Origin of the sequence: Natrarchaeobius versutus (assembly GCF_041205745.1) — an archaeon.
Taxonomy (GTDB): domain Archaea; phylum Halobacteriota; class Halobacteria; order Halobacteriales; family Natrialbaceae; genus Natrarchaeobius; species Natrarchaeobius versutus.
Genome location: NZ_JBGFCC010000004.1, coordinates 379172 through 400763, shown reverse-complemented (window position 1 = coordinate 400763; position 21592 = coordinate 379172). Strand labels below are relative to the sequence as shown.

22 protein-coding genes are annotated in these 21592 nt (G+C 64.4%); 9 read left to right on the top strand and 13 right to left on the bottom strand.

Features of this window, described 5'->3' with window-relative positions; all coding sequences use genetic code 11:
* The first annotated feature begins 55 nt into the window (after window positions 1–55).
* Window positions 56–340, top strand: a complete 285-nt coding sequence (locus AB7C87_RS11945; protein ID WP_369729690.1) for a DNA-directed RNA polymerase subunit L — start codon at window positions 56–58, stop codon at window positions 338–340.
* On the opposite strand, the gene AB7C87_RS11940 is transcribed toward AB7C87_RS11945, so the two are convergent.
* From AB7C87_RS11940 to AB7C87_RS11920, 5 genes are all read right to left on the bottom strand, one after another.
* Window positions 337–1182, bottom strand: coding sequence for a hypothetical protein (locus AB7C87_RS11940; RefSeq protein WP_369729689.1), 846 nt, complete (start codon window positions 1180–1182; stop codon window positions 337–339). The two genes, AB7C87_RS11945 and AB7C87_RS11940, sit on opposite strands and share 4 nt — an antisense overlap.
* A 47-nt stretch (window positions 1183–1229) precedes the next feature.
* Window positions 1230–1853 carry a hypothetical protein gene (locus AB7C87_RS11935; protein ID WP_369729688.1) on the bottom strand — a complete coding sequence of 208 codons (624 nt, stop codon included), beginning with the start codon at window positions 1851–1853 and terminating at the stop codon, window positions 1230–1232.
* A 390-nt stretch (window positions 1854–2243) separates the two neighbouring features.
* Window positions 2244–3059 carry an imidazole glycerol phosphate synthase subunit HisF gene (gene hisF / locus AB7C87_RS11930; protein ID WP_369729687.1) on the bottom strand — a complete coding sequence of 272 codons (816 nt, stop codon included), beginning with the start codon at window positions 3057–3059 and terminating at the stop codon, window positions 2244–2246.
* Between the two features lie 252 nt (window positions 3060–3311).
* Window positions 3312–4655, bottom strand: a complete 1344-nt coding sequence (locus AB7C87_RS11925; RefSeq protein ID WP_369729686.1) for a hypothetical protein — start codon at window positions 4653–4655, stop codon at window positions 3312–3314.
* On the bottom strand, window positions 4652–5377 hold the full coding sequence (locus tag AB7C87_RS11920; protein ID WP_369729685.1) for a hypothetical protein: 726 nt from the start codon (window positions 5375–5377) through the stop codon (window positions 4652–4654). Before AB7C87_RS11920 ends, AB7C87_RS11925 begins: the two co-directional genes overlap by 4 nt.
* A 220-nt stretch (window positions 5378–5597) precedes the next feature.
* Between AB7C87_RS11920 and AB7C87_RS11915 the strand changes: the two genes are divergently transcribed.
* Window positions 5598–5786, top strand: coding sequence for a DUF7550 family protein (locus AB7C87_RS11915; protein WP_369729684.1), 189 nt, complete (start codon window positions 5598–5600; stop codon window positions 5784–5786).
* 3 nt (window positions 5787–5789) lie between these two features.
* Here the strand turns inward: AB7C87_RS11915 and AB7C87_RS11910 are convergent, their stop codons facing one another.
* Window positions 5790–6011, bottom strand: a complete 222-nt coding sequence (locus tag AB7C87_RS11910) for a ribbon-helix-helix domain-containing protein (protein ID WP_369729683.1) — start codon at window positions 6009–6011, stop codon at window positions 5790–5792.
* Window positions 6012–6261: 250 nt separating this feature from the next.
* Window positions 6262–6561 carry a hypothetical protein gene (locus tag AB7C87_RS11905; protein WP_369729682.1) on the bottom strand — a complete coding sequence of 100 codons (300 nt, stop codon included), beginning with the start codon at window positions 6559–6561 and terminating at the stop codon, window positions 6262–6264.
* A gap of 266 nt (window positions 6562–6827) precedes the next feature.
* Between AB7C87_RS11905 and AB7C87_RS11900 the strand changes: the two genes are divergently transcribed.
* Genes AB7C87_RS11900 through menD form a run of 3 tightly spaced genes read left to right on the top strand, consistent with a single transcriptional unit; the run spans window position 6828 to window position 10689 of the window.
* Window positions 6828–7487 (top strand): sulfite oxidase-like oxidoreductase, encoded by a 660-nt coding sequence (locus tag AB7C87_RS11900; protein WP_369729681.1) that lies wholly within the window; start codon window positions 6828–6830, stop codon window positions 7485–7487.
* 32 nt (window positions 7488–7519) lie between these two features.
* On the top strand, window positions 7520–8884 hold the full coding sequence (locus AB7C87_RS11895; RefSeq protein ID WP_369729680.1) for an isochorismate synthase: 1365 nt from the start codon (window positions 7520–7522) through the stop codon (window positions 8882–8884).
* On the top strand, window positions 8881–10689 hold the full coding sequence (menD, locus tag AB7C87_RS11890) for a 2-succinyl-5-enolpyruvyl-6-hydroxy-3-cyclohexene-1-carboxylic-acid synthase (protein ID WP_369729679.1): 1809 nt from the start codon (window positions 8881–8883) through the stop codon (window positions 10687–10689). The genes AB7C87_RS11895 and menD overlap by 4 nt, the downstream gene beginning before the upstream one ends.
* A gap of 25 nt (window positions 10690–10714) precedes the next feature.
* Here menD and AB7C87_RS11885 read toward each other — a convergent pair whose 3' ends face one another.
* From AB7C87_RS11885 to AB7C87_RS11860, 6 genes are all read right to left on the bottom strand, one after another.
* Window positions 10715–11767, bottom strand: coding sequence for a DnaJ domain-containing protein (locus AB7C87_RS11885; RefSeq protein ID WP_369729678.1), 1053 nt, complete (start codon window positions 11765–11767; stop codon window positions 10715–10717).
* Between the two features lie 454 nt (window positions 11768–12221).
* Window positions 12222–12911, bottom strand: a complete 690-nt coding sequence (locus AB7C87_RS11880; protein ID WP_369729677.1) for a TOBE domain-containing protein — start codon at window positions 12909–12911, stop codon at window positions 12222–12224.
* 55 nt (window positions 12912–12966) lie between these two features.
* On the bottom strand, window positions 12967–13734 hold the full coding sequence (locus tag AB7C87_RS11875) for an amino acid ABC transporter ATP-binding protein (protein ID WP_369729676.1): 768 nt from the start codon (window positions 13732–13734) through the stop codon (window positions 12967–12969).
* Window positions 13731–14447: an ABC transporter permease gene (locus AB7C87_RS11870; protein ID WP_369729675.1), complete on the bottom strand. Its 717-nt coding sequence runs from the start codon at window positions 14445–14447 to the stop codon at window positions 13731–13733. The genes AB7C87_RS11875 and AB7C87_RS11870 overlap by 4 nt, the downstream gene beginning before the upstream one ends.
* A 10-nt stretch (window positions 14448–14457) precedes the next feature.
* Window positions 14458–15393: an ABC transporter substrate-binding protein gene (locus AB7C87_RS11865; RefSeq protein WP_369729674.1), complete on the bottom strand. Its 936-nt coding sequence runs from the start codon at window positions 15391–15393 to the stop codon at window positions 14458–14460.
* Between the two features lie 336 nt (window positions 15394–15729).
* A complete protein-coding gene (locus tag AB7C87_RS11860) occupies window positions 15730–16602 on the bottom strand; it encodes an EamA family transporter (RefSeq protein ID WP_369729673.1) in 873 nt (290 codons plus the stop codon).
* A gap of 283 nt (window positions 16603–16885) precedes the next feature.
* On the opposite strand from AB7C87_RS11860, the gene AB7C87_RS11855 reads away from it, so the two are divergent.
* The 4 genes from AB7C87_RS11855 to AB7C87_RS11840 all read left to right on the top strand — a co-directional run bounded on the left by AB7C87_RS11855 (window position 16886) and on the right by AB7C87_RS11840 (window position 21568).
* Window positions 16886–17776 carry a 1,4-dihydroxy-2-naphthoyl-CoA synthase gene (locus AB7C87_RS11855; protein ID WP_369729672.1) on the top strand — a complete coding sequence of 297 codons (891 nt, stop codon included), beginning with the start codon at window positions 16886–16888 and terminating at the stop codon, window positions 17774–17776.
* Window positions 17777–18012: 236 nt separating this feature from the next.
* The gene (locus AB7C87_RS11850) at window positions 18013–19296 is read left to right on the top strand and encodes a DUF7405 family protein (protein WP_369729733.1); all 1284 of its coding nucleotides are present in this window, start codon (window positions 18013–18015) and stop codon (window positions 19294–19296) included.
* Window positions 19297–19325: 29 nt separating this feature from the next.
* Window positions 19326–20774 carry a DUF7350 domain-containing protein gene (locus tag AB7C87_RS11845; RefSeq protein WP_369729671.1) on the top strand — a complete coding sequence of 483 codons (1449 nt, stop codon included), beginning with the start codon at window positions 19326–19328 and terminating at the stop codon, window positions 20772–20774.
* Entirely contained in the window at window positions 20774–21568 is a 795-nt protein-coding gene (locus AB7C87_RS11840) for a cohesin domain-containing protein (RefSeq protein ID WP_369729670.1), read from the top strand. The genes AB7C87_RS11845 and AB7C87_RS11840 overlap by 1 nt, the downstream gene beginning before the upstream one ends.
* Window positions 21569–21592 lie beyond the last annotated feature (24 nt).

Here is a 21592-nt window from a genome sequence, read left to right as displayed (position 1 = left end):
CCCGCACGGAGACGCCTTCGAAAGGTACAAGCGGCCGACGAACGGAACGTCTTGCATGGAACTCCGGGTCACCGAGAGCAGTGAGAACGAACTCTCGATCGAGATCGCGGGCGAGGATCACACGTTCATGAACGTCCTCAAGGGAACGCTCCTCGAGCACGACGACGTGAGTGCCGCGACGTACGACGTGAACCCGGAACAGTCGGGTGGACAAACCGAACCGATTCTGACGATCAAGACCGTAGACGGCGTCGACCCGCTCGACGCGCTCGAGGAAGCTGCAGTCGACGTTCGCGGGAAGGCCGTCGCGTTCCGAGACGCCTTCGAAGCCGCGGCCTAACAGGCCACGTAGTAGACGTAGACGTCACCGTCCGGCCCGACGTGGAGGTCGACTCCCTCGGAGTCGGATCCGGTTCTCACCGCGTCGGCGATCTCCGACTCGAGCAGTCCATCCGCGGCCGCCTCTGCAAGTTCGTCCTCGTCGTCGAACGCCGTAATCGGCCCGTCAGCGAGCGTTAGCTGTCCGCCGGTCGGTCTCGTCGAACACTCCGCCCCGAAGTCGTCGACCTGGGCGCCGTCGGGACGATCCTCCTCGTAGTCGATCACCACGAACGCGCGGTTCATGTACTCGGCGTAGCCCGCCAGCCCGCCGTCGTACGCTCTCGAGTCGCCATCGGTTGCCGCCCGTTCGGCCTCGAGGCGGTCGTGGATCTCGCCTTCGGTCGCCTCGAGGTCGATGCCGGCGGCTTCGGCTCCCTCGCCGGGGGCGTCCGGCGGGGACGGCGCGCCGATCCCCGGCAGGATCGACGCCGGGATGATCCCCGTCGCGAACAGGAGTGCGACGATGCCGATGACCGCAAACGCCGGAGCGTACGGTTTCGCGACGTCGAGCCAACTCGGCGTCTCGAGTTCCCTGTCGATCTCGTCGTAGGTTTGCTCGACTTTCTCGAGTTCGTGATTGTGACACCGCGAACAGGGCGGGTTGTTCCGAACGTGATCGCGGCCACAGTCGGTACAGCGCCAGACGTAGGTCGTCCCGGTGTCGACGGTTTTCGGAGGCGAGTCCACAGGCTCCTCGTCCGCCCGAACGACCGCTTTTTCGAAGGTGTTGTGTCCGCAACTATCACACGGGGGGTCGTTCTCCTCGTGTGGTTTCCCACACCACGTACACCGCCACTTCACACTTGAACAATCGACCGATACGAGAAAAGGGTAGCGACTACCGCCTCTCAACACGTCGCGTAGAGGACGTAGACCGATCCCTCCGGTCCGACGTGAACGTCGAGGGCCTCCTCGGAGTGGGTGGCGAACAGTTCACGTTCGAGCGCCCGGTCCAGGCGAAGGGTCGTCTCGATCGTCTCCGCCAGTTCGGATTCATCCTCGTAGGCGTCGATACCGACGTCGCCGGCGAGGACGAGCGGGAAAACGGTGATGGTCCGGGAACAGGAGAGGCCGAACTCTTCCGGACGGATCTCCCCGGTCGGCTCGTCGCCGTGAGCGCTTCGAACCTCGTTTCTGTTCAGGTGGGTCGCGAGTGAGGCCAACTCCGTATCGTAGGACCGACTGCCCACGTCCCGCTGTTCGCGTTCGGCCTCGAGATGGTCGTGGACTTGGTGTTCGACGTCTTCGAACTCGAGTCCGGCGGCGGTTTCGCTCTCTCCGGGGGCGTCGGGAGGTGCCGGCGGACCGTGCCCGGGGAGCATTCCGAGCGTGACAACTCCGGTGGTCGTGATCCCGATTACGACGGTAAACAGGAGGATCAACGGCGCGTACTGTTTCGCCGCGGAAAGGTAACTCGCCGACGGAACCACCACGTCTTCGTCGTCGAACCGCTGTTCGCGGCGCTCGAGCAACGGATTTCCACAACGCGAACAGGGCGGATTGTTCTTGACGTGCTCCCGGTCGCACTCGGGACACGCCCAGACGAACGACTTCGACGATTCGACTCGACCGCGAGTCTTCGTTCGAACCAGCGATTCGTGTCCGCACGAGCGACACGGCGGGTCGTTCGTCTCGTGAACCGTACTGCACTCCTCACATTGCCACGGCACGGATCATCTATTCAATTTACTTATCATAACGTGATAAATTCTACGGGTCGGAACGTACAGATTTTTCCCGCTCGCCGAGGTACTTTGTTCCCACCGTTTTCCACTCGGGTTCGTTTCACTCACCACTCGCGCAAAAATCTGGACCAAAAAAATCGCTCACTCGTCGCTCGCTCGCGCTTCGGGTCTCGTCGTTCAAAGGCGAACCGGGACGCCCCGCTCGTCCAGATACTCCTTCGTCTCCTCGATCGAGTGTTCGTCGAAGTGGAAGATCGAGGCCGCGAGTCCGGCGTCGGCGTTCGCCTCCGTGAACACGTCGTACATGTCCTCGGGACCGCCACAACCTGAGGAGGCGATGACCGGCGTGTCGACGACGTCACAGACCGCGCTCGTCAGCGGCAGGTCGTAGCCGTCTTTGGTGCCGTCCTTGTCGATCGAGTTGACGAACAGTTCGCCCGCGCCGCGGGACTCGGCTTCGGCCGCCCACTCGAGGACGTCGATGCCGGTCCCCTCGCGGCCGCCTTTCTTCGTGCACTCGAACCAGCAGGATTCGCCGTCGATCTCGACGTAGTGTTCGCCGCCCTCGTCGAACCGGCGCCGGGCGTCGACGCTAATCACGATACACTGGCTTCCGAACGCGCGCGCACCCTCGTTGACGAGTTCCGGGCGCTCGAGCGCCCCCGTCGTGATCGAGACCTTGTCGGCTCCGGCCCGGAGGGTCTCTTTGATGTCCTCGGTCGTGCGGATGCCGCCGCCGACGGTCAGCGGGATGAACACCTCGTCGGCGACGTCGCGAACGACGTCGAGCATCGTCTCTCGGCCCTCTGCCGAGGCGGTGATGTCGAGGAAGACGAACTCGTCGGCCCCGGATTCGTTGTACGCTTTGGCCATCTCGACCGGGTCGCCGGTGTACTTCAGGTCCTCGAAGTGAACGCCAGTATAGACCGCCGGATTCCCGTCGTCGTCGAGATCGACGTCGATACACGGGATGATTCGTTTGGTCAGCACCATTTCCTACGCGCCCGTTCGCACCGGGGATAGTAAAGGCGAGTGGATCGTGCAACGATCGTCGGCGGATCGATTCGCGGGCCTGCCCCAGACGATGGTCGTGCCGGGTGACCGCCTCGCGGCAAACGACGGTTCGAGTCAGCGAAGCCGATAACGCCGGTCGACGAAACGGAAGACGACGACCCCGCCGGAATGGACGACGATTACTCGAGTCGGTACGCGGTGACTATTACTCGAATCGGCGAGACGCCTTCGTCACTCGAGCAGGCGAGATCGAACCGTCTCGGCGGCGTCCGGAAGCGCGTCGAAACGCGCCCGCAAGCAGGCGTACTCGCTGTACTCGCCGCTCACCGACACTCGGCTGTCGGGATCTCGATCGGCGTCCCGCTGAATTCGGCCGTCCGTCCACTCGAACGACTGGAGCGTCTCGGCGAGTCGGGCCGACGTGAGCGTGGGTGTCGTGAACTCCGAAATCGCCGACTCCGCCGCCTCGATCGCGGCCTCCCGTTCGGCCCGCACCTCGTCGATCGACTCCGGCGTCTCGAGGTCGCCGTCCTCGAACCGGTCCCGGACGGTTCGGAAGGCCCGAAGCTCCTGTTCGAATCGGGTGGCGGCCGCAAGTCCCGTCCCTAGACGGCCGTCCTCGCGGGCGTCGGTCATCCGATCTCGCGCGTTGTACACCGGCCGAACGGCGTCCCAGAGTAACGTCTGGGGGAACCCCATCTCGAGTTCTCCCTCGACGAGTTCGTCGAGCCAGTCCGACTCGCCCTGTTCGGGGAGGTCGACTAACTCCGCATCGGCGATCGACGTCTCGAGTGTGTCGGCGAACGCCGGCTCGAGGTCGGCGTCGCCGGCGCCCTCGTCGAATCGGGCGGTCAGATGATCCCAGGCGTCGACCGTCGCCGCGACGAACTCGACGTCGCCGAACGCCTCACCGAGATCGACGACATTCGTGTGTTCGGATACCCGCCAGCGATCGACGGTCCGTCGAGCGGAAACCAGGTCGTCCTCGAGATCGGCCGCGACCAGCGCCGCGCGGAGTCGTCCGTCGTCGGTGTCGTCACCGCGGTACTCGATCGCCTCGAGGCGGTCTTCGACGATCGATTGTGCCTCGTCGTGCTCGGCGGCGAGGTCGTCGAGGTCGGGGTCCACGTCGACGGCCGAGAGGGTTGCGGCCGCCGCCCGAGCCGACTCGCGCGCCCCGGGGACGGCGACCCGGAGCGCACGGTAGTTCGACTCCGGGGGCTCGAGTGCATCCGCACGGTCGGCCGTCGCGCTCTCGCGTCGCCGATCGATCGACTCTCGGACGACGCCGTTGGGGACCGCCTCGACGCCGACGGGGTCGGGAACGTCGGCGAGGAGGTCGTCGACGCGCTCGATCGCACGGGAGATAGCGTCCTCGTCGGGTTCGATCGGGGTCGGTCGATCGACCTCCGGGCGGGACTCCTCGAGGATCGGTTCGACCTCCGCCGGGGAGAACCGGGTCGGGCCGTCGTCCCCGCCGATCGAAACGTCGGTACAGCCGGCGGCGACGGTCATCGACGCGGCGCCGATTCCGGCGAGGAACCGACGCCTGCTCGCGGCCTGTCGGTCCGTCATGGCTCGCCTCCGGTCGACTCGTCGTCCGTTCCGGCGGCGTCGTCGACCGACGTGTTCTCCGCTTCGTCGTCCGCACTCGTTTCATCGGTTTCGGGTGCTCCGTCAGCCGAATCGTGGACCGTCGGAGGACACGACATGCTGTCGCTACTCGAGCGACTCGAGGGTGGGTCGTCGTACGCACGCTGGACCCGGAAGAACAGCGCCTCCATCACCTCGAGATCCGCTTCGCAGGAGGTCGTCGGACTCTTTAGCGATCGACAGAACTCCGTCCGGAAGTTGTCCTCGTTCGCCTGGACGCTCAGGACGTGGCGGTGATAACAGTCCTCGATGGTCCGCTGTTCGACGACGACGGACTCGAACTCGAAGTCGGTCTCCTCGATGAACGCTCGCGCCTCCGGTTCGTCGGGCGAGTCGATCACGAGGTCTGCGTCGTCGTCGGCATCGACGATAAACTGCGGGCGGCGTCTCGAGAGTTTCGCGTGGTACTCGTCGTCGTCTTCGGGCGGCTCGTCGCTCGGATAGACGATCGCCTCGGCGTCGTCCGACCGGAGCGTGAGCAGGTCGTACTCGTCGGACGGACTGGGCTGGCCGCCTTCGCGAGCCTCGTGTTCGGCGCTCGTCGTTTCGCGGGTGTCGGTCCCCGTACAGCCGGCGACCAGTGCCGACAGGCAACCGGTTCCGCAGGCTATCAGCCGGCGGCGGGTGCATTCGCTGGAGGGCATTCATCGCGAGTTGTCGTTCGGTCAGTAAATACTCTCTGGATCGGTGACCATCGTCGCGAACGCCGGGCCGCGATGACGACCACCCACTCAGATCACTACTGTACGGCATTTGCGGTGTGACCGTAGCCGTCCTTCGGTCGCACTGGTCTATCGAACAGTGGTCCGTATCGGCCGACCGCGCAGCGAACAGTATAAGGGTTCGAGTCGGTAACGACGGAGTATGGCAGACGACAACGAACCGGCCACAGCCGACGATTCGGCCGCCAACGTCGGTCACGACCTCGAGGCAGAGCGGACGACCGCACCGATGAGCGAGTACACGTCAGGGGACGTGACGATCGGCGTCGCGGTGTTTCTGATCGGGTCGGCGATCGCCTTCGGCGTTCCACTCTTGGCGCTCGGACTGTAGAAATTAGAAGACGTACTCGTCGTCGTGGCCCATCATTCCGTCGTCCTCGAGGCCGGGGCCGCCTCCTTCCTCTTCGTCCATCGGTCCACTGGTCTTGTATGCCTTGATACCCGTCGAGAGCAGATCCTCGATGGCTTCCTCTCGGTTGACGAACTCGCCGCGCTCGACCATCTGCGTGATCTGCATCTCGAGGTGTTCCGGGATAGTGATCTCTACTTTCGGCATCTGATTCGGCTTTCGGCGAGGGGGTATTTAGGTTTGACGGGGATTTTCCCCGGATGGGTCTCTCAGGTCGTTTCCGGCGAGAAGAACGGCTCTGCCAGTCGACCGTCAGAAAATCGTCGGGATCGGTGGACGTTCGACACGTCCGAATTGACGCCGAAAGTGGCGACTGATGGGCGGTCCTGTTGTGACCGACCGGTGGTTACCGTCGTAGAATGGTGGTTACAAGAAGGGACGGTGGCGGAACCGAAACTCAGCTGTTCCCCATCATCGAATCGATCGCGTTCTTGATCGACGTCCCCGGTTTGGTGATCGTATCGAGCTGTTGGCGCATCTTTCGCTGATTGAAGTAACTCGCGAACGCGAGGATGGTCGGGGGCCAGAGACCGACGAACAGTCCCCGCTGGCGATCCCCGCGGATGAAGAAGTAATACCACGAGAGTCCGACGGAGGCGGCCGACGCGAGAACCGCGGGCCCCATCGCCTGTTCGCCAACTTCTTCAGCTGCCTGTGTGGATACGTCCCGTTCTGCCATCTGTTGTTTACTCGCCATACGCTACTCGAGTCGGTGAGACGCTACTAAGGAGTGGCGAGGGTTTCGTGAGAAAGGTCGCGACTGGATCCGGTCGGTCGCTTCGTTCGAACCGTTTCGACGGCCCCATCGTCCCTCAAATTTCGGATTACTAAAGGAACTCGAACAGGAACGTTCGGCTTGAATTCCGGTGGGCCCTGTCCCTATAACAGGGCCACGCTGACTCGAGACTGGGCTCAATTCGAGGGGAACGCCACACCTACGTCCGTTCGTCTCGACGTGCAGGTATGGCAGAAAACGACGTAACCGATCTCTACCAGGAGTTCGGCGAGCAACGGCTTCCACCCGGGCAACACGAGACGTCGAAGTTTCCGGTACTCTCGATGGGCGAGACACCTTCCTGGGATCCCGACAGCTGGGAGTTCACCGTGACCGGCGCCGTCGAGGAGGAGCTCTCGTTTACGTGGGAGGAGTTTCGGGAGTTGCCAGCCGAAACGCAGACACAGGACTTTCACTGTGTCACCGGCTGGAGCAAACTCGGCTGTTCGTTCACCGGCGTTTCGTTTCCCGAACTCGCAAAACGTGCCGGCGTCGTCGACAACGCCGACGACTGTCGACCGAGAGACGAAGGACGGTCTGTCGGCGCGCGAACCGACTCCGGGCGGGCCGTACACGTCATGTTCTCCGCACTCGACGGCTACACCACGGATCTGACGCTCGAGGACTGTCTGCGAGAGGAGGTGTTGTTCGCGTGGGGGTACGACGGCGAGCCGTTGCCGGCCGGTCACGGCGGGCCGCTTCGGGTCGTCACCCCGCACAAGTACGCGTACAAGGGGGCAAAGTGGGTCGACGGAATCGAGTTCCTGACGGAAGCCGAACCCGGCTACTGGGAGCAACGAGGCTACTCCCGGACGGCGAACCCGTGGCGAGAGGAGCGATATAGTTAGGCTGAAGACGGACCGGTCCTGAATCTCGGTCGATGGATCGTACGTCGGGGGAGGGGCATCTGACGGCCGAATCGCCAGCGGATTCGGATCCGGACGAGCAGGCAAGCGACCTGATCGCCCGCAGTCGAGCCGTTGGTGACGTCTCGTTTACGGCGGTCGTCGACGGCGCGGACGACCCGCGGATCCTGTGGGCCGCACCCGACGGACTCGAGATCGCCGGACGAGGAATCGCCACTCGCTTTACTGCGACGGGACCGGACCGGTTCGACCGGATTCGGACGCGGGCGGAGCGGGTGTTCGAGACGCTCGAGTACGACGGGCCGGTCGTGGCTCGCCCGCGAGCGTTCGGTGGCTTTTCGTTTCACGACGGTCACGAATCGACGCCGCCGTGGACGGGATTCGACGCCGCCTCGTTCGTCGTTCCCCGCGCGTTCGTGACGCGAACCGAACGGGACGGCGTCTGGTTGACGGTCGTCTCGGACTCGACGGACGACGCCGAAGAGCGTCTCGATCGATGGGACGACCGATTGACCGAGGGCCCGACGATGTGTTCGAGCGGCTCCGGTCCCGGCGTCGCCTCGACACACAGAACGACGTCGCCGTCCGTGTGGGCCTCACAGATCGAACGCGCACTCGACCGAATCGAAACCGACCGCCTGGTCAAAGTCGTCCTCGCACAGGCGCTTTCGGTCGACCTCGAGTCGGCCGTCGACGTCCCCGAGACACTCGAGCGGCTTCGCCGACAGTATCCGAACTGTTACCGATTTCTGGTCGGCCAGGGCGGCGGCGGGACGTTCTTCGGTGCGCCCCCGGAGCGCCTGGTTTCGAAACGCGGCGAGGACGTCGAAACCGAGGCACTCGCGGGATCGGCCCCTCGCGGTGAAACGCCCGAATCCGACGACGAGTACGCGGACCGAATGTGTGACGACGAGAAACTCCAGCACGAACACGACCTCGTGGTTCGAGCGATCCGCGAACAACTCGACCCGCTCGCACGCGAGTTGACGATCGCCGACCGTCGCGTTCGGAAGCTGGCGACGATACAGCACCTCCAGACGCCGATCGCGGCGACCCTCGAGTGCGACCGGCACGTCCTCGAACTCGTCGAAGCGCTTCACCCGACGCCGGCCGTCGGCGGCGTCCCGCCCGACCGGGCCTGGGAGACGATCCGCGAGACGGAGACGTTCGACCGCGGCTGGTACGCCGCACCGGTCGGCTGGTTCGACGGCGACGGCGACGGCGAGTTCGCGGTCGGCCTTCGATCCGCGGTTACGAGCGGCGAAACCGCGACGCTGTTCGCCGGAAACGGCATCGTCGCCGACAGCGACCCGGCCGAGGAGTGGGAGGAAGTGGAGTTGAAGTTCCGACCGATCCTCGACGAACTCAGGGACCGATGACCGCACCGAACCGATCGAGTCTCTGGGGGCGAACGCTCGTCGACGAACTCGCCAGCGGCGGGCTCGAGGCGGTCTGCATCGCACCCGGGAGCAGATCGACGCCGCTGACCGTCGCGTTCGCCGAGCATCCGGACGTCGAGGTGTATTCACACGTAGACGAACGGTCGGCCGCGTACTTCGCGCTCGGACGGGCGCGCCGAACCGGCGAGCCGACGGCGCTCGTCTGTACGTCGGGAACCGCCGCGGCGAACTTTCACCCCGCGATTCTCGAGGCCGACCGAGCGCGGGTGCCGTTACTCGCGCTTACCGCCGACCGGCCGCCGGAACTCCGGGACAGCGGCGCGAACCAGACGGCGGATCAGGTCAAACTCTACGGCGACGCCGTCCGGTGGTACGCCGATGTACCCGAACCCGAAGCCGACGAGCGGAAGGTCCGCAGTCTCAGGACGACCGCCGCGCGGGCGCTCGCCGAGACGATCGGCGTTCCCCCCGGTCCGGTCCACCTCAACTGCCCGTTTCGAAAGCCACTCGAGCCGATCGCCGACCCCGGCTCGGTTCCGGACTCGTTCTCACAGACGCTCGCCGGGTCGGGACGCGAGGGGGCGTTCGTCGAGACGGACGACGGACGAGTGGTCCCGACGGATGAGTCGATCCGCTCGCTCGCGACGGCGCTCGAGGGCGCGGACCGACCGCTGATCGTCGCCGGGCCGGCCGATCCTGCCGATCTGGTTGCCCTCGATCCCGAACGAATCGTCGGCGTCGCCGAGCGGATCGGTGCGCCGATTTTCGCCGACCCGCTTTCGGGCATGCGGTTCGGTCCACACGTGGCCGATTCGGAAGCTTCGGGGTGGACGTCACCGGTCGTCGGCGGCTACGACGCGTACGTCTCGGAACTCCCCGAACCCGACGTCGTCGTCCGGTTCGGAGCGTCTCCGACCTCGAAGCCGCTCCGTCACGCGCTTTGCGACGCCGACGCAGAACAGACGCTGATCGATCCGGCAGGCGCGTGGCGCGAGGCGACGTTCACCGCGACCGACCTCCTCGTCGCCTCACCGGATGCGGTCTTCGAGCGACTCGACGTGGAACTCACGGACTCTCCCGACGGAACCACAGACTCCGATCGGGACGGCTGGCTCGAGACGGTTTGGGAGGCCGAACGCCGACACTGGACGGTTTGTGAGGACGCGACGACGAACGAAACGCTCGAGGCGAATCCCTTCGAAGGTGCGATCCTCGCCTCGGTATTCGAGCACGCGCCGAGTCCGGCAACCGTGTTCGTCTCGAACAGTATGCCGATCCGGGACGCGGATCGGTTCGGTCGGCCGACAGGCACGAAGCTGTCCGTCCTCGCGAACCGTGGCGTAAGCGGGATCGACGGGATCACGAGCACTGCCCTCGGCGCCGGGAGCGCAACCGACGAGCCGCTCGTCCTCGTGATCGGCGATCTCGCGTTCTATCACGACGCGAACGGCCTGCTCGCGGTGGATCGTTGTAGCGTCGACGCCACGATCGTCCTCCTCGACAACGACGGCGGTGGTATCTTCCACAAACTGCCAATCGAGGAGTTCGACCCGCCGTTTACGGCGCAGTTCAAGACGCCCCACGGCCTCGAGTTCGAGCACCTCGCGGCGCTGTACGACCTCGAGTTCGACCGGGTCGATCCCGTCGATTTCGCGGACGCGTACCGCCGTTCACTCGATCGCGACGGAACGCAGGTTCTCTCGGTCGGATTCGACTCCGAACGGAGCCACCGCCGTCGAGACGCACTCGAGGAGCGACTCCGCGAAGAACTCGGTACCGAGTGATCGAGCAGGGAGTTTTCCGGGGCAATCACGGGCGGAGAGCCCACCAGAGCGCTACCGAGTAGCCAAGCGGAATCCAGACGAATCCGATCGCGAGCAGTCCGCGAAGCGAGAGGGGATCGGCGATCGAGAACGCGGCGAACCCGACCGGAAGCACCACGGCCCAGGAGCCAAACAACACTGTCGCGATCCGTGGCATGGTAAGGAGGTAGGCGACGATTCCGAGCGTACACAGGATCAAAATTCCGTTGAACACCGGCGAAACCAGCGGTGCAACGCTGGTGTAGACGAACACCGGGTAGAGGAGCCAGATACAGACGAGCGTCACCGCGGTCGAGTGTTCGATCGATCGCCCCTCCCACTCGAGGTCGACGTCGCCGTCCCAGTCTTTGACGCTGTACCGAAATCCCGACGCCTCGCTTTCGGCCGTTTCCCCATCGGTTTCGTCGGTGGTCGCTCGCGTCGAGCCCACCCGGTCGGTGTTCGTTCGCGTCGTTCGTTTTCGATCGGCGTCAGTGAATCCGGCGCTGGCAAACGGGTCGGCCGACGACTGGCGTGATTTCGATCGCTGACGGTTCCGCCGGTGGCGAGCGTGGTGACTCGACCCGTAGCCGCCAGCCGAGGTCCCGGTGTCGCGGCGGCCGCTCGAGCTACCGGTAGCGTTGCGTCCCCTCGAGTCACTGCTGGCGTGTCGGTTGCTCGAGTCACTGCTGGCGTGTCGACCACCCGATGTCCTGGTACTGTGTTGGCCTCTCGAGTTCGTTTCGGCCCCGCGCCCCTCGCGATTTTCCGACCGTCCCTGGTCGGCGTCCGACTCACGGCTCGAGTCCGCGGTTGTCTGCCCCGAGTGTTCGGCGAGTCGGACGTAGGCGTCGTGGCCGAGTCGGTCGTACCGGACCCGTTCCGCTTCGTCGGTGAGGACCGACTCGGCGGTCGAGACGCGCTGGAACTGCTCGGCGGCGTCGGGCGCGTCGTTGTGATCGGGATGGGTCTCGAGAACCCGTTCGCGGTAGGCCTCCCGGATGCGGTCTTCGCTCGCGTCCGGATCGACCTCGAGGACGTCGTAGTACGTTTCACCCATCCGCCGACCTCGATTCGACCGTCCGTCGTCAAAAACTATTCGGGTTGGTGATCTGTCACCTCCGGTGGCGGTGTCGTCGGCGTGACTGTTCTCGGCGGGCAAACGCGACAGACAAATCGTATATTGCTATATAAAATTTCGTCGAAGTGGAACGACGAACGAGGAGTTTTGTTCCGCCCCTCTCGAATCTATAACCGGTTCTCGACCGCGCTGTCACCAGCGCGGCCGTCGCTGACGGCGCGGCCGCATCGACGCGAGTATCTCGAGAACAGTAGCGATGTGTGAGGTTGGGAACCGACGAGAGAGTGGCGCCAGGCGACTTCGTACGGACGGAGACCGGTGTCCTGGGACCCGTTTGTCGCCATATTATCGGTCACGATCGATCGAGGGTTCGGTGATCGCGACATGGTCGATACTACTGCGATCTGTGTCGGGTGTTCCGCGGGGTGGGGGCTCAGTCGATACCGATCGCTCTCGCCGCGGTCGCTTTGAACGAGGCGGTGATCGGCTCGCCTCGAGCGATTTCCAACCGATCCGAACTGGCGTTCGTGACGAGCGCTTGCAACGCGACGTCGTCGCCGAGTTCGATCGTCACTCTCGAGACCGCCTCACCCGAGTCCACCTGGGTGATCTTGCCCGTAAATCGATTTCGAAGACTCGTGTGGTCCGTTCGTGGCGTTTGCGCGGGATCGGTGAGGACGACCGCATCCGAGCGGACAGTGACCTGTACGGTCGTCGCGGTTTCGGGGACCAGTGCGATTATCGGCCCGACCTCCGTCGCGACCGTCGCGAGCTCTCCGGTTCGCTCCTGTACGGTTCCCGCAAACACGGACTCCGTCACCCGCGCGACGCCGTCGAGTTCAGCGTCGTGTCGGTCGTATTGGTTGAGCAACTCGCGTGCGGCCGCCGTCAGTTCGGTCCCGCCACCACCGCTTCCGCCTCGCTGACGTTCCGTGATCGGTCCAACCGCGTCTTCGATCTCGACGACGCGATTTTGCAACCGGGCGTAGGATCGCCCCAGCGCCTCGGCCGCCCTGTGCATCGACCCCTGTCGGTCGATCGCCTCGAGCATGTCGACGTCGCGTCGGTCGATCGTAACACCGTCGACGGTCAGTTTCGTGCTGTATTCCTTTTCGATCGTCATCTCTGGCTCCATCACGTCGGTGTTCGAGGTCAGTTGTTGGCGCTCGAGGTCGGTCTCAGTATACCAGTTCGCCCTCGATAAATTTCCGGGTTCGTTCGTCGGTTGGATCGTCGAAGACCGTCTCGGGGGATCCGACTTCGATGACGTCGTTCTCGAGAAGTACCGCTACCCGGTCGGCGATTCGTTCGGCCTGGTGCATATCGTGGGTCGCGATACCGACGCCTATCCCGCGGTTTTTCGCGTTCAGGACGGCGTCTTCGATAACTGCCGTGTTCCGCGGATCGAGGTCCGACGTCGGCTCGTCCAGCAACAGGACATCCGGGTCGTACGCCAGTGCGCGAGCGAATGCGACCCGTTGCGCTTCACCTCCGGAGAGCGACGACGCGTCCTGATCGGCTTTCGCCCGTAGCCCGACGGTGTCGAGGGCGTCGATCGCATCACCCGTTCCGTTGGTCCGGCCAACGAGCGTCGTGAGTTCGTGGCGAACCCGATCCGGCCAGGATTGGCGAACCCGAAGCCCGTACTCGGCATTGCGCCGAACGCTCGCGTCGAAGAGACTCGCCTCCTGAAACACCATTCCGATGCGTCGGCGGTACTCGAGTCGGCGTCGCTCCGGGACCTGCCAGACGTTCTCGTTCTCGTATCTGACCGATCCCCCGTTCGGAGCGTCGAACAGCGCGAGCAAACGAAGGAGCGTCGACTTTCCGACGCCCGACGGGCCGATGATCGCGAGGACTTCCCCGGGTCGAACCGAAAGCGAGAGGCCCTCGAACACCACTTCGTCCCCGTATGCGTGGTGTACGTCGATCGCTTCGAGGGTCATCCGTACCGTCCACCTCCGTTCCCGAGACGAACGACGAGCGCGTTAACGACCAGTACGAGCACGACGAGGATCGCACCGAGTATCATCGCAGTCCTGAACCGACCCTGGCGAGCCTCGAGTTGGATCGCCGTCGTCAGGGTCCGGGTCACCGAAGTACCGTCCGCGCTCGCGATATTTCCGCCGACGATGAGGACGGAGCCGACCTCGCTAATCGCCCGACCAAACCCAGCGAGTATCGCCGTCGCGATGCCGTAGCGAGCCTCTTTGATCGTCACGAGCGCCACGTCGACTCTCGTCCCGCCCATCGCGTACGCCGCGTCGCGGACGTTTTGCTCGACGCTACTCACGGCGGCGAGGGTGACGCCCGTGATGACCGGCGCGGCGAGAACGAACTGCGAGAGAATCATCGCTTCGGGCGTGAACACGAGATCCCACGAGCCAAGCGGCCCCTCGTTCGAGACTGCGAACAACACGACCAGCCCGACGACGACGCTCGGAAACCCCATTCCCGTGTTGATGATCGACGTGAGTAGCGTCTTCCCGGGAAACTCCCGGAACCCGACGAGCAGTGCGACCGGCAGACTGAACGCCGTACTCAACGCGACGGCCGTGATACTCACGTAGAGTGACACCACGACGATACTCCGGATGTAGTTCCACTCGAAGGGAAAGTCGACGAGCAGTGGCGAGAGTGTCAGTGACTCGAGTGGCATGGGTGTCCAGTTAGCCGTCGCCTGCAGAGCCGTCCCAGTCTTCGGGGACGTACTGTTGGAAGTTCGGCTCCTCGCTGAGCGCTCTCGGGAAGAACAGCTGTTCTCCCTCGACGGTGTACTCCTCGATTAGCTCCTGGCCCTCGAGACTCGTGAGAAAGCCGATGTACGCCATCGCGAGATCGTAGTTGACGTTGTCGTGAACGGCGGGGTTGATCGCGAAGATACCGTACGGGTTCGCGAGGATCTCCGGGCCGTCTTCGACCGGCCCTTCGACGTAGATTTCCAGGTCGGTCTCGTTTCCCATCGAGAGGTAGGTACCGCGGTCTGCGAGCGTGTAGCCGTCGCGTTGACCGGTCTGGATGATCACCTCGCCCATTCCCTGGCCTGCTTCCTGATACCACTCGCCGAAGGCCCCGTGTTCGAGTCCAGTCTCGTCCCAGATCTCGAGTTCCTTGGTGTGCGTACCCGAGTTGTCCCCACGCGAGACGAACGGTGATTCCGAGTCGGCGATCCGGGCGAACGCCTCGATGGCATCGTCCTCGCCGGCGATTCCGGCTGGGTCGTCCGGGGCTCCGACGACGACGAAGTCGTTGAACATCAGATCCCGTCGATTGATCGCGTAGCCCGCTTCCATGAACTCGTCTTCCTGAGAACGGGCGTGGACCATCACGACGTCGGAATCGCCGCTCCGTCCGGTTTCGATCGCGGCACCCGTCCCCTGTGAGACGGTTTCGACCGTGATGCCGTATCGATCTTCGAACGCGACGTTGAGTTCGTCGAGCAGGCCCGTATCGTAGGTACTCGTAGTCGTCGTGAGCGTCAGGGTCTCGTCACTAATCTCCGCCGATCCACCCCCGTCGTCGTCTTCACGGGCACTACACCCAGCAAGCCCGACCGAGCAGGCCGTCCCGACCCCAACAATAAACTTCCGCCGATGTATCGACATGGATACCACGAGGTGATCGTCGTACAAATAGCTGTGGACCTCGGCGTAACTCATTTAAGTTTATCTGAGTGGGTCTGCTGACCACTGGGAAGATATCGTAACCGGAATCAATTTCCCCACCCTCGGAAGCGTTCGACGTGGTCACGACGGTCCCGACGTCTCAGGAGCACGCGGAATACGGACTCTCCGTTTCGGTGCGATCGAAGATCACAGAGACACCGGATACGACTCGAGTCGGCCTATCGAAGGGACCGTTGTGAGTCGTTATCGGCCAAACCGCGAGCCGCAAGTGGTTTCCCCACGCGAGACACCGGTAACTCGTTCCACCAATCCCGCTCAGAGGGCGATCAGCGTGACGCCGACGACCGCCAACACGGCGGCGACGAGTCGGATCCGGAAGTGTCGTTCACCGAGTAATATTCCGCCAAGCACGACCGCGACGATCGCCTGGGTGTTGATGATCGGCGAGGCGATACTCGCCGGAAGGATCGCGAACGCGAGCGTCGTCAGATGTTCCCCGAGTGCGACGATCGCACCCGCAAGCGCGAGTTGCGGGAGATCGCCGCGAATTTCCTGGGGCGGATTTCTGATCGCGCTCGGCAACAACACGACCGCGACGCCGACGAGTAACAACGGTACCCACAGTCGCTCCGGAATCGCAAGCTCCTGAAGCGAGATCCGTTTCCCGAGATCGCTCACCGCATAGCACATCGCACTCAGCAAGGCGAGCTGGGCCGGTCTCGAGTTCGCCGCTTTGACGAACGGTTCGAAGAATCCGCCGGGGTCGTAGTTGGCGACGTACACCGCGAGCGTCGCGACGACGACGCCGACGACCTGAAGCGGCGTGAGCAGTTGGCCGAGGATCACCACCTCGAGGGGCAGGACGAACATCGGAACGATCTTGTTGATCGGCGTGACGTAAGAGACGTCTCCGTCGGCGATCGCCTCGAGAAACAGGACGAACGCGACGGCGGTCATGACGACGGTAAGACCCGTCACGCCGACCTCGAGGATGCCGAAGTTACCGAGCGCGTCGGCCGAGCCGCTCGCCTCCGTCGCCGCGACCGGCAGATACCACGCGAGTGCGAACGTATTGATGAGAACCGTCAACGCTGCCGGAGGATAGCCGGAGAACGCCTGCTTCAAGACGTAGATGTAGACGCCCCACACGACGGCGGCGATAATCGCGACCCCGAGACCGGCATCCATACTCCGATCGGATGGAGGTGTGTCATAAGAGAGAATCGATTATCCGACCGATGGTGATAGCTTGCCGACGTGTGGTGATTCGAGGCGACCCAGAAATGACAGTATGTTGCTAACAGTCGTCACCCACTCGAGCGTTCCGATCCGGTCACGGGTCCGCCGGAGACGACGAGGTGAAGCCGGATCCCGTTGCGGTCACCCGGTGGCGATTACGGTCGCTACCGCGACGAATCGAATCCGTGACGAGAACCTATATCTGGCGCCGCGTTCGAGACGAGAGCGAGCAATGGTTTCGGAACTGTTCGATCCCGAGTGCTGGGAGACGGCGGCCCTGAACGAGGACTTTCGCGACGTTACCTACCACCGCGCGGTCGACTCCGGGACGGTGCGGATCGCATTCGACAGGCCAGCGGTTCGGAACGCCTTTCGACCGGGAACGATCGACGAACTGTACGATGCGCTCGATCACGCGAAACGTCAGACCGACGTCGGCTGTATCCTGTTGACCGGCAACGGCCCGTCGCCCAAAGACGGCGGCTGGGCGTTCTGTTCCGGGGGCGACCAGACGAGTCGCGGCGAGGATGGCTATCAGTACGACGGCGACGAGGACCGTGCCACAGAGCAGGGACGACTTCACATTCTCGAGGTCCAGCGGCTCATCCGGCACGTCCCGAAGGTCGTCGTCTGCGTCGTTCCCGGCTGGGCGGTCGGCGGCGGTCACTCGCTTCACGTCGTCTGTGACCTCACGCTCGCGAGCGAAGAACACGCGAAATTTCTCCAGACCGACCCCGACGTGGCGAGTTACGACGCGGGCTTTGGATCCGCCTACCTCGCGAAACAGATCGGCCAGAAGAAGGCTCGAGAGGTCTTCTTCCTCGGAAAGACGTACTCCGCGGAGGAAGCCGAAGAGATGGGCATGGTCAACGAGGCCGTTCCCCACGAGGAACTCGAGGAAGTCGCCCTCGAGTGGGGCGAGCGGATCAACGCGAAGAGCCCGACCGCGATGCGGATGCTCAAGTACGCGTTCAACATGACCGACGACGGCATGATCGGCCAGCAGGTGTTCGCCGGCGAGGCGACACGTCTTGGCTACATGACCGACGAGGCCACGGAGGGACGCGACGCGTTCGTCGAGGGCCGCGAACCCGACTTCGACGAGTTCCCCTGGCACTACTGACCCGTCCATCTACGCACGTGCTTACCCCGGGCCGATCAGGTTCGCCATAACCGGCAACACCGGCCGCCATCTATCGTACGCTTGTGGCCACCGGTGAGCGTCAGTTTCGCCTCGAGAGTCCATCGTGATCCGTGCTGGGCCCTGTACTCGCCACGGGCCGCGGTCGGAGACGACGGTACGTTCGGGCCGAAGCGCAACGTTTTGGGCGTTCCGGCCCCGACTGACGATCGGTGACGATGGTTCCCGATCGGTCCTCGCTGTCCCGCCGAGAGTACGTCCGTGCGCTGGTAGCCGCAGGTGGGGCGAGCGCGCTCTCGGCTTGCCTGGACGCGGTGGGCGACGACGACGCCGCGGCGGTCGACGTTCCGTCCGGGGCCGACGACCCGAGCACGCTCCCGGATCGCCAACACGCCTGGAACGACGTCCTCACGACCGACGGCGACGGGAACGTGCTCCTTCCGGAACACCACGCACTCGTCGCGCTTTCGCTTCGGGAGGGGCCGGACGAGGCGGCCCGTGAAACGACCGAGACCGCATTCCGTGCCCTCGAGCGAGCCTACGAGTGGAGCAACGAGGGGTTGGTCTTTACCGTCGGCTACACGCCGAGGTACTTCGCGCGCTACGATGAATCGCTTCCCGAAGCGATCGACCTTCCAGATCCCGTCGCGTTGACCGACCGGGAGGACCCCGAATTCGACGAGTTCGACGCCGTAGTCCACCTCGCGAGCGATCGGCCGGAAGTGGTCCTCGAGGCCGAGGAAGGACTGCTCGGCGAGCGGGAGGCGGTCAACGGAGTCGATCTCGAGGCGGATCTCTCCGGCGTCTTCGAACGACTCGAGGAGCACCGACGAACCGGGTTCGTCGGCGACGGCCTCCCTGCCCAACAGACGGATCTCTCAGGCGTTCCCGAATCGATCCACGAGGAGGCGCCGTTTTTCATGGGCTTTCGGTCCGGGTTCCGGGAGAGCCAGGCGAGCGAGGATCGCGTGACGATCTCCGAGGGGCCGTTCGCCGGCGGGACGACCCAACAGCTGTCTTCGATGGATCTCCAACTCGAGGTCTGGTTCGAACAGGACAATCACTATCAGCGGGTCTCGAAGCTGTTCAGCCCGGAACACGCCGAGGAGGGCCTCGTCGGGGAGTTCGGCGAGACCCTCGAGACGTCGAGTGCGTTGACCGACGATCGGATCGAGGCGACCGAGGCCGACGCCCGCGGACGCGGCGTCGTCGGCCACGCCCAGAAGGCCGCTCGAGCCAGGGAAGCCGGTAATCCGCTCCTCTTACGCAGGGACTTCAACACCGTCGACGGCGACCGGCCAGGATTGCACTTCCTCTCGCTCCAGCGGGAGATAGACGAGTTCGTTCGCGTACGCGAGGCGATGAACGGCGACGACCTCGACGTGCCGTCGGCGAACAACGGCATCCTCCACTACATCTTCGTGAACCGACGCGGTAACTACCTCCTTCCGCCCCGAGCCCTCCGTGCGTTACCGCCCGCGAATCCGGATTCTGGGGCGTGAATCGACCGACGACGATACCAACACGACACATGCAGGATCGCGACACCATCGATCGACGAACGTTCACACGACGGACAGCCGCCCTAACGGGTGCGATCGCACTCGCCGGTTGCATCGGCGGAGGCGACGAGGAGCCCGGAGATGGGGACGAAACCGACGAAGACTGGAACGGTAACGGAGACGACGACGTTTCCGCCGTCCCGGAGCTTCCCGAGATCGAGAACCCGCCCGACGCCGTCTACGTCCCAACACACCGGGAGGCGATGCGGATGCTCGAGCCGATCGACGCCGGCGATTTCCGCCTCGCGCCGATGCTCTCGTACCCCCACCCGTTCTGGGTGATCGCGGGCGGCGGGAGCACAGCGGACGAGGTCGAACGCGTCGACCCCGACGACGGTCGCGGCGTGCACATGATGTTTACCCTCTGGGACGCCGAGACCGGTATCGTGCTCCCGGTCGACGAGGGTGCACAGATTACGGTCTCCCGAGATGGCGAGCAGGTGGGCTCTCCCCGGTCCCCGTGGGCGATGATCTCCCAAGAAATGGGCTTTCACTTCGGCGATAACGTTCCGCTTCCAGAAGACGGAACCTACACCGTCGACGTCAGAATCCCTCCGGTGTCGACCACCAAAACCGGCGAGTTCGAGGGTCGACTCGAGGAGGCCCAGACGGCGACGTTCGAGTTCGTCTACGACGACGAGTTTCGCCACGAGGTGGTCGGCGGCGTCGAGTACTTGGACGAAGCCGACTGGGGTCGACGCGGCGCGCTCGGACCCATGGATCACGGCCACGGAGACGGTGGACACCACAGCGACGACCACGGAGACGGTGGACACGACGAGGGCCACGACCACAGCGACGACCACGGAAACAGCGACCACGAGCACGACGACCACCATCACGAGAACGGCGGTCACGACGATGACGACCACGGCCACAGCGACGACCACGACCACCACGACGACGAAGAACACGACGACCACGGCAACGACGGCCACGATGACCATGAACATCACCACGTCCCCTACTCCGAACTGCCGGACGTCGGCGAGTACCCCGGAGCGTTGCTCGTCGATCCGGACGCCGGCGAACGGCCGGAGGAGACGGCCGATCTCCCGCGAAGCGGCGACGCCGCGGTTCTGGCGACCCTCACGGAGTCCGGATTCCGGTTGGCCGACGGCGACGAGCGATACCTGCTCGTCTCGCCGCGAACGCCGTACAACCGCGTTCCGCTGGCGGATATGACCGTCTCGACGACGATCGAACGCGAGGGCGAGGTCGTCGTCGAATCTTCGCTCGAGCAAACCCTCGATAGCGACCTGGACCTCCACTACGGAACGTCCCTGACGGACGTTCAGCCGGGCGACTCGGTGACGATCACGGTCGAATCACCCCCGCAGGTCGCCCGCCATCGGGGATACGAGACGGCGTTCCTCGAGATGCCGCCGATCGAACTAACCGTCCCGGAGGAATCCTGATGGCTCCAGCCGGCATCCTCGAGGGACGATCGTCCCGGGTTAGAGCCGGCTTCGCGATCGGCCTCGTCTGTCTGCTCGCCGTCGGACTGGTCGTCCCCGGACCCGCATTCGCGGGCGACAACACGACGTTGTTCTTCTTCGAGGAGACTGAGATCGACGCCGAACCCGGCGAGACGATCGAACTCGAACTCGTCGTGAGCGACCACGGCGATTACAACGCCAACGGTATCGACCAACTCGCGTTCGAACTCTCTTATGACCCCGACGTGTTCACCGCGAGTGATCTCGAGCACGGCTCGATGCTCGCGGCGGGCGATTCCGACGCCGAAGTCGTCGGGACGAGCGAGATCGACGACGAAACGGGGACGATCACGGTCGAACAGGAACGCGACCCTGCCGGCGACGGCGCGAGAGCGACCGAGACGGCGGCGACGGTCTCCTTCGACGTCGCCGAGGACGCGGAGCCGACGACGGAGACGATCGAGATCGCCGACGCGTCCGCCGTCCTCGTCACCGACTACCCGCAGGCGGTGATCGAGCGGGACGCGACGGTTCACGTCGACGGCGGCGCCGAACCGGTCGACGACGAGACCGACGAGACCGACGGCGTCACGTTCGCGGACGACGCTGGCGGTGAAGCGGCCGACGATTCGAGTGACCACTCGAGCGACGGAACGGTGGCCGATTCGGACGAATCGGCGTCCGAGGACCCGATCCCCGGATTCGTCGGTGCGGCCGCGGTCTTCGGTATCGCCGCGGCGCTCGTACTGGGACGCATCGGAAACCGGCGTTGAGTCCCGTCCCGAGAATCGATACCG

Excerpts from the sequence above, each read along its gene's own strand:
- AB7C87_RS11945 (WP_369729690.1), top strand. The coding sequence starts at position 56 with ATGGAACTCCGGGTCACCGAGAGCAGTGAGAACGAACTCTCGATCGAG.
- hisF (WP_369729687.1), bottom strand. The coding sequence starts at position 3,059 with ATGGTGCTGACCAAACGAATCATCCCGTGTATCGACGTCGATCTCGAC.
- AB7C87_RS11925 (WP_369729686.1), bottom strand. The coding sequence starts at position 4,655 with ATGACGGACCGACAGGCCGCGAGCAGGCGTCGGTTCCTCGCCGGAATC.
- AB7C87_RS11920 (WP_369729685.1), bottom strand. The coding sequence starts at position 5,377 with ATGCCCTCCAGCGAATGCACCCGCCGCCGGCTGATAGCCTGCGGAACC.
- AB7C87_RS11915 (WP_369729684.1), top strand. The coding sequence starts at position 5,598 with ATGGCAGACGACAACGAACCGGCCACAGCCGACGATTCGGCCGCCAAC.
- AB7C87_RS11910 (WP_369729683.1), bottom strand. The coding sequence starts at position 6,011 with ATGCCGAAAGTAGAGATCACTATCCCGGAACACCTCGAGATGCAGATC.
- AB7C87_RS11905 (WP_369729682.1), bottom strand. The coding sequence starts at position 6,561 with ATGGCGAGTAAACAACAGATGGCAGAACGGGACGTATCCACACAGGCA.
- AB7C87_RS11900 (WP_369729681.1), top strand. The coding sequence starts at position 6,828 with ATGGCAGAAAACGACGTAACCGATCTCTACCAGGAGTTCGGCGAGCAA.
- AB7C87_RS11895 (WP_369729680.1), top strand. The coding sequence starts at position 7,520 with ATGGATCGTACGTCGGGGGAGGGGCATCTGACGGCCGAATCGCCAGCG.
- menD (WP_369729679.1), top strand. The coding sequence starts at position 8,881 with ATGACCGCACCGAACCGATCGAGTCTCTGGGGGCGAACGCTCGTCGAC.
- AB7C87_RS11885 (WP_369729678.1), bottom strand. The coding sequence starts at position 11,767 with ATGGGTGAAACGTACTACGACGTCCTCGAGGTCGATCCGGACGCGAGC.
- AB7C87_RS11880 (WP_369729677.1), bottom strand. The coding sequence starts at position 12,911 with ATGACGATCGAAAAGGAATACAGCACGAAACTGACCGTCGACGGTGTT.
- AB7C87_RS11875 (WP_369729676.1), bottom strand. The coding sequence starts at position 13,734 with ATGACCCTCGAAGCGATCGACGTACACCACGCATACGGGGACGAAGTG.
- AB7C87_RS11870 (WP_369729675.1), bottom strand. The coding sequence starts at position 14,447 with ATGCCACTCGAGTCACTGACACTCTCGCCACTGCTCGTCGACTTTCCC.
- AB7C87_RS11865 (WP_369729674.1), bottom strand. The coding sequence starts at position 15,393 with ATGTCGATACATCGGCGGAAGTTTATTGTTGGGGTCGGGACGGCCTGC.
- AB7C87_RS11860 (WP_369729673.1), bottom strand. The coding sequence starts at position 16,602 with ATGGATGCCGGTCTCGGGGTCGCGATTATCGCCGCCGTCGTGTGGGGC.
- AB7C87_RS11855 (WP_369729672.1), top strand. The coding sequence starts at position 16,886 with ATGGTTTCGGAACTGTTCGATCCCGAGTGCTGGGAGACGGCGGCCCTG.
- AB7C87_RS11850 (WP_369729733.1), top strand. The coding sequence starts at position 18,013 with ATGGTTCCCGATCGGTCCTCGCTGTCCCGCCGAGAGTACGTCCGTGCG.
- AB7C87_RS11845 (WP_369729671.1), top strand. The coding sequence starts at position 19,326 with ATGCAGGATCGCGACACCATCGATCGACGAACGTTCACACGACGGACA.
- AB7C87_RS11840 (WP_369729670.1), top strand. The coding sequence starts at position 20,774 with ATGGCTCCAGCCGGCATCCTCGAGGGACGATCGTCCCGGGTTAGAGCC.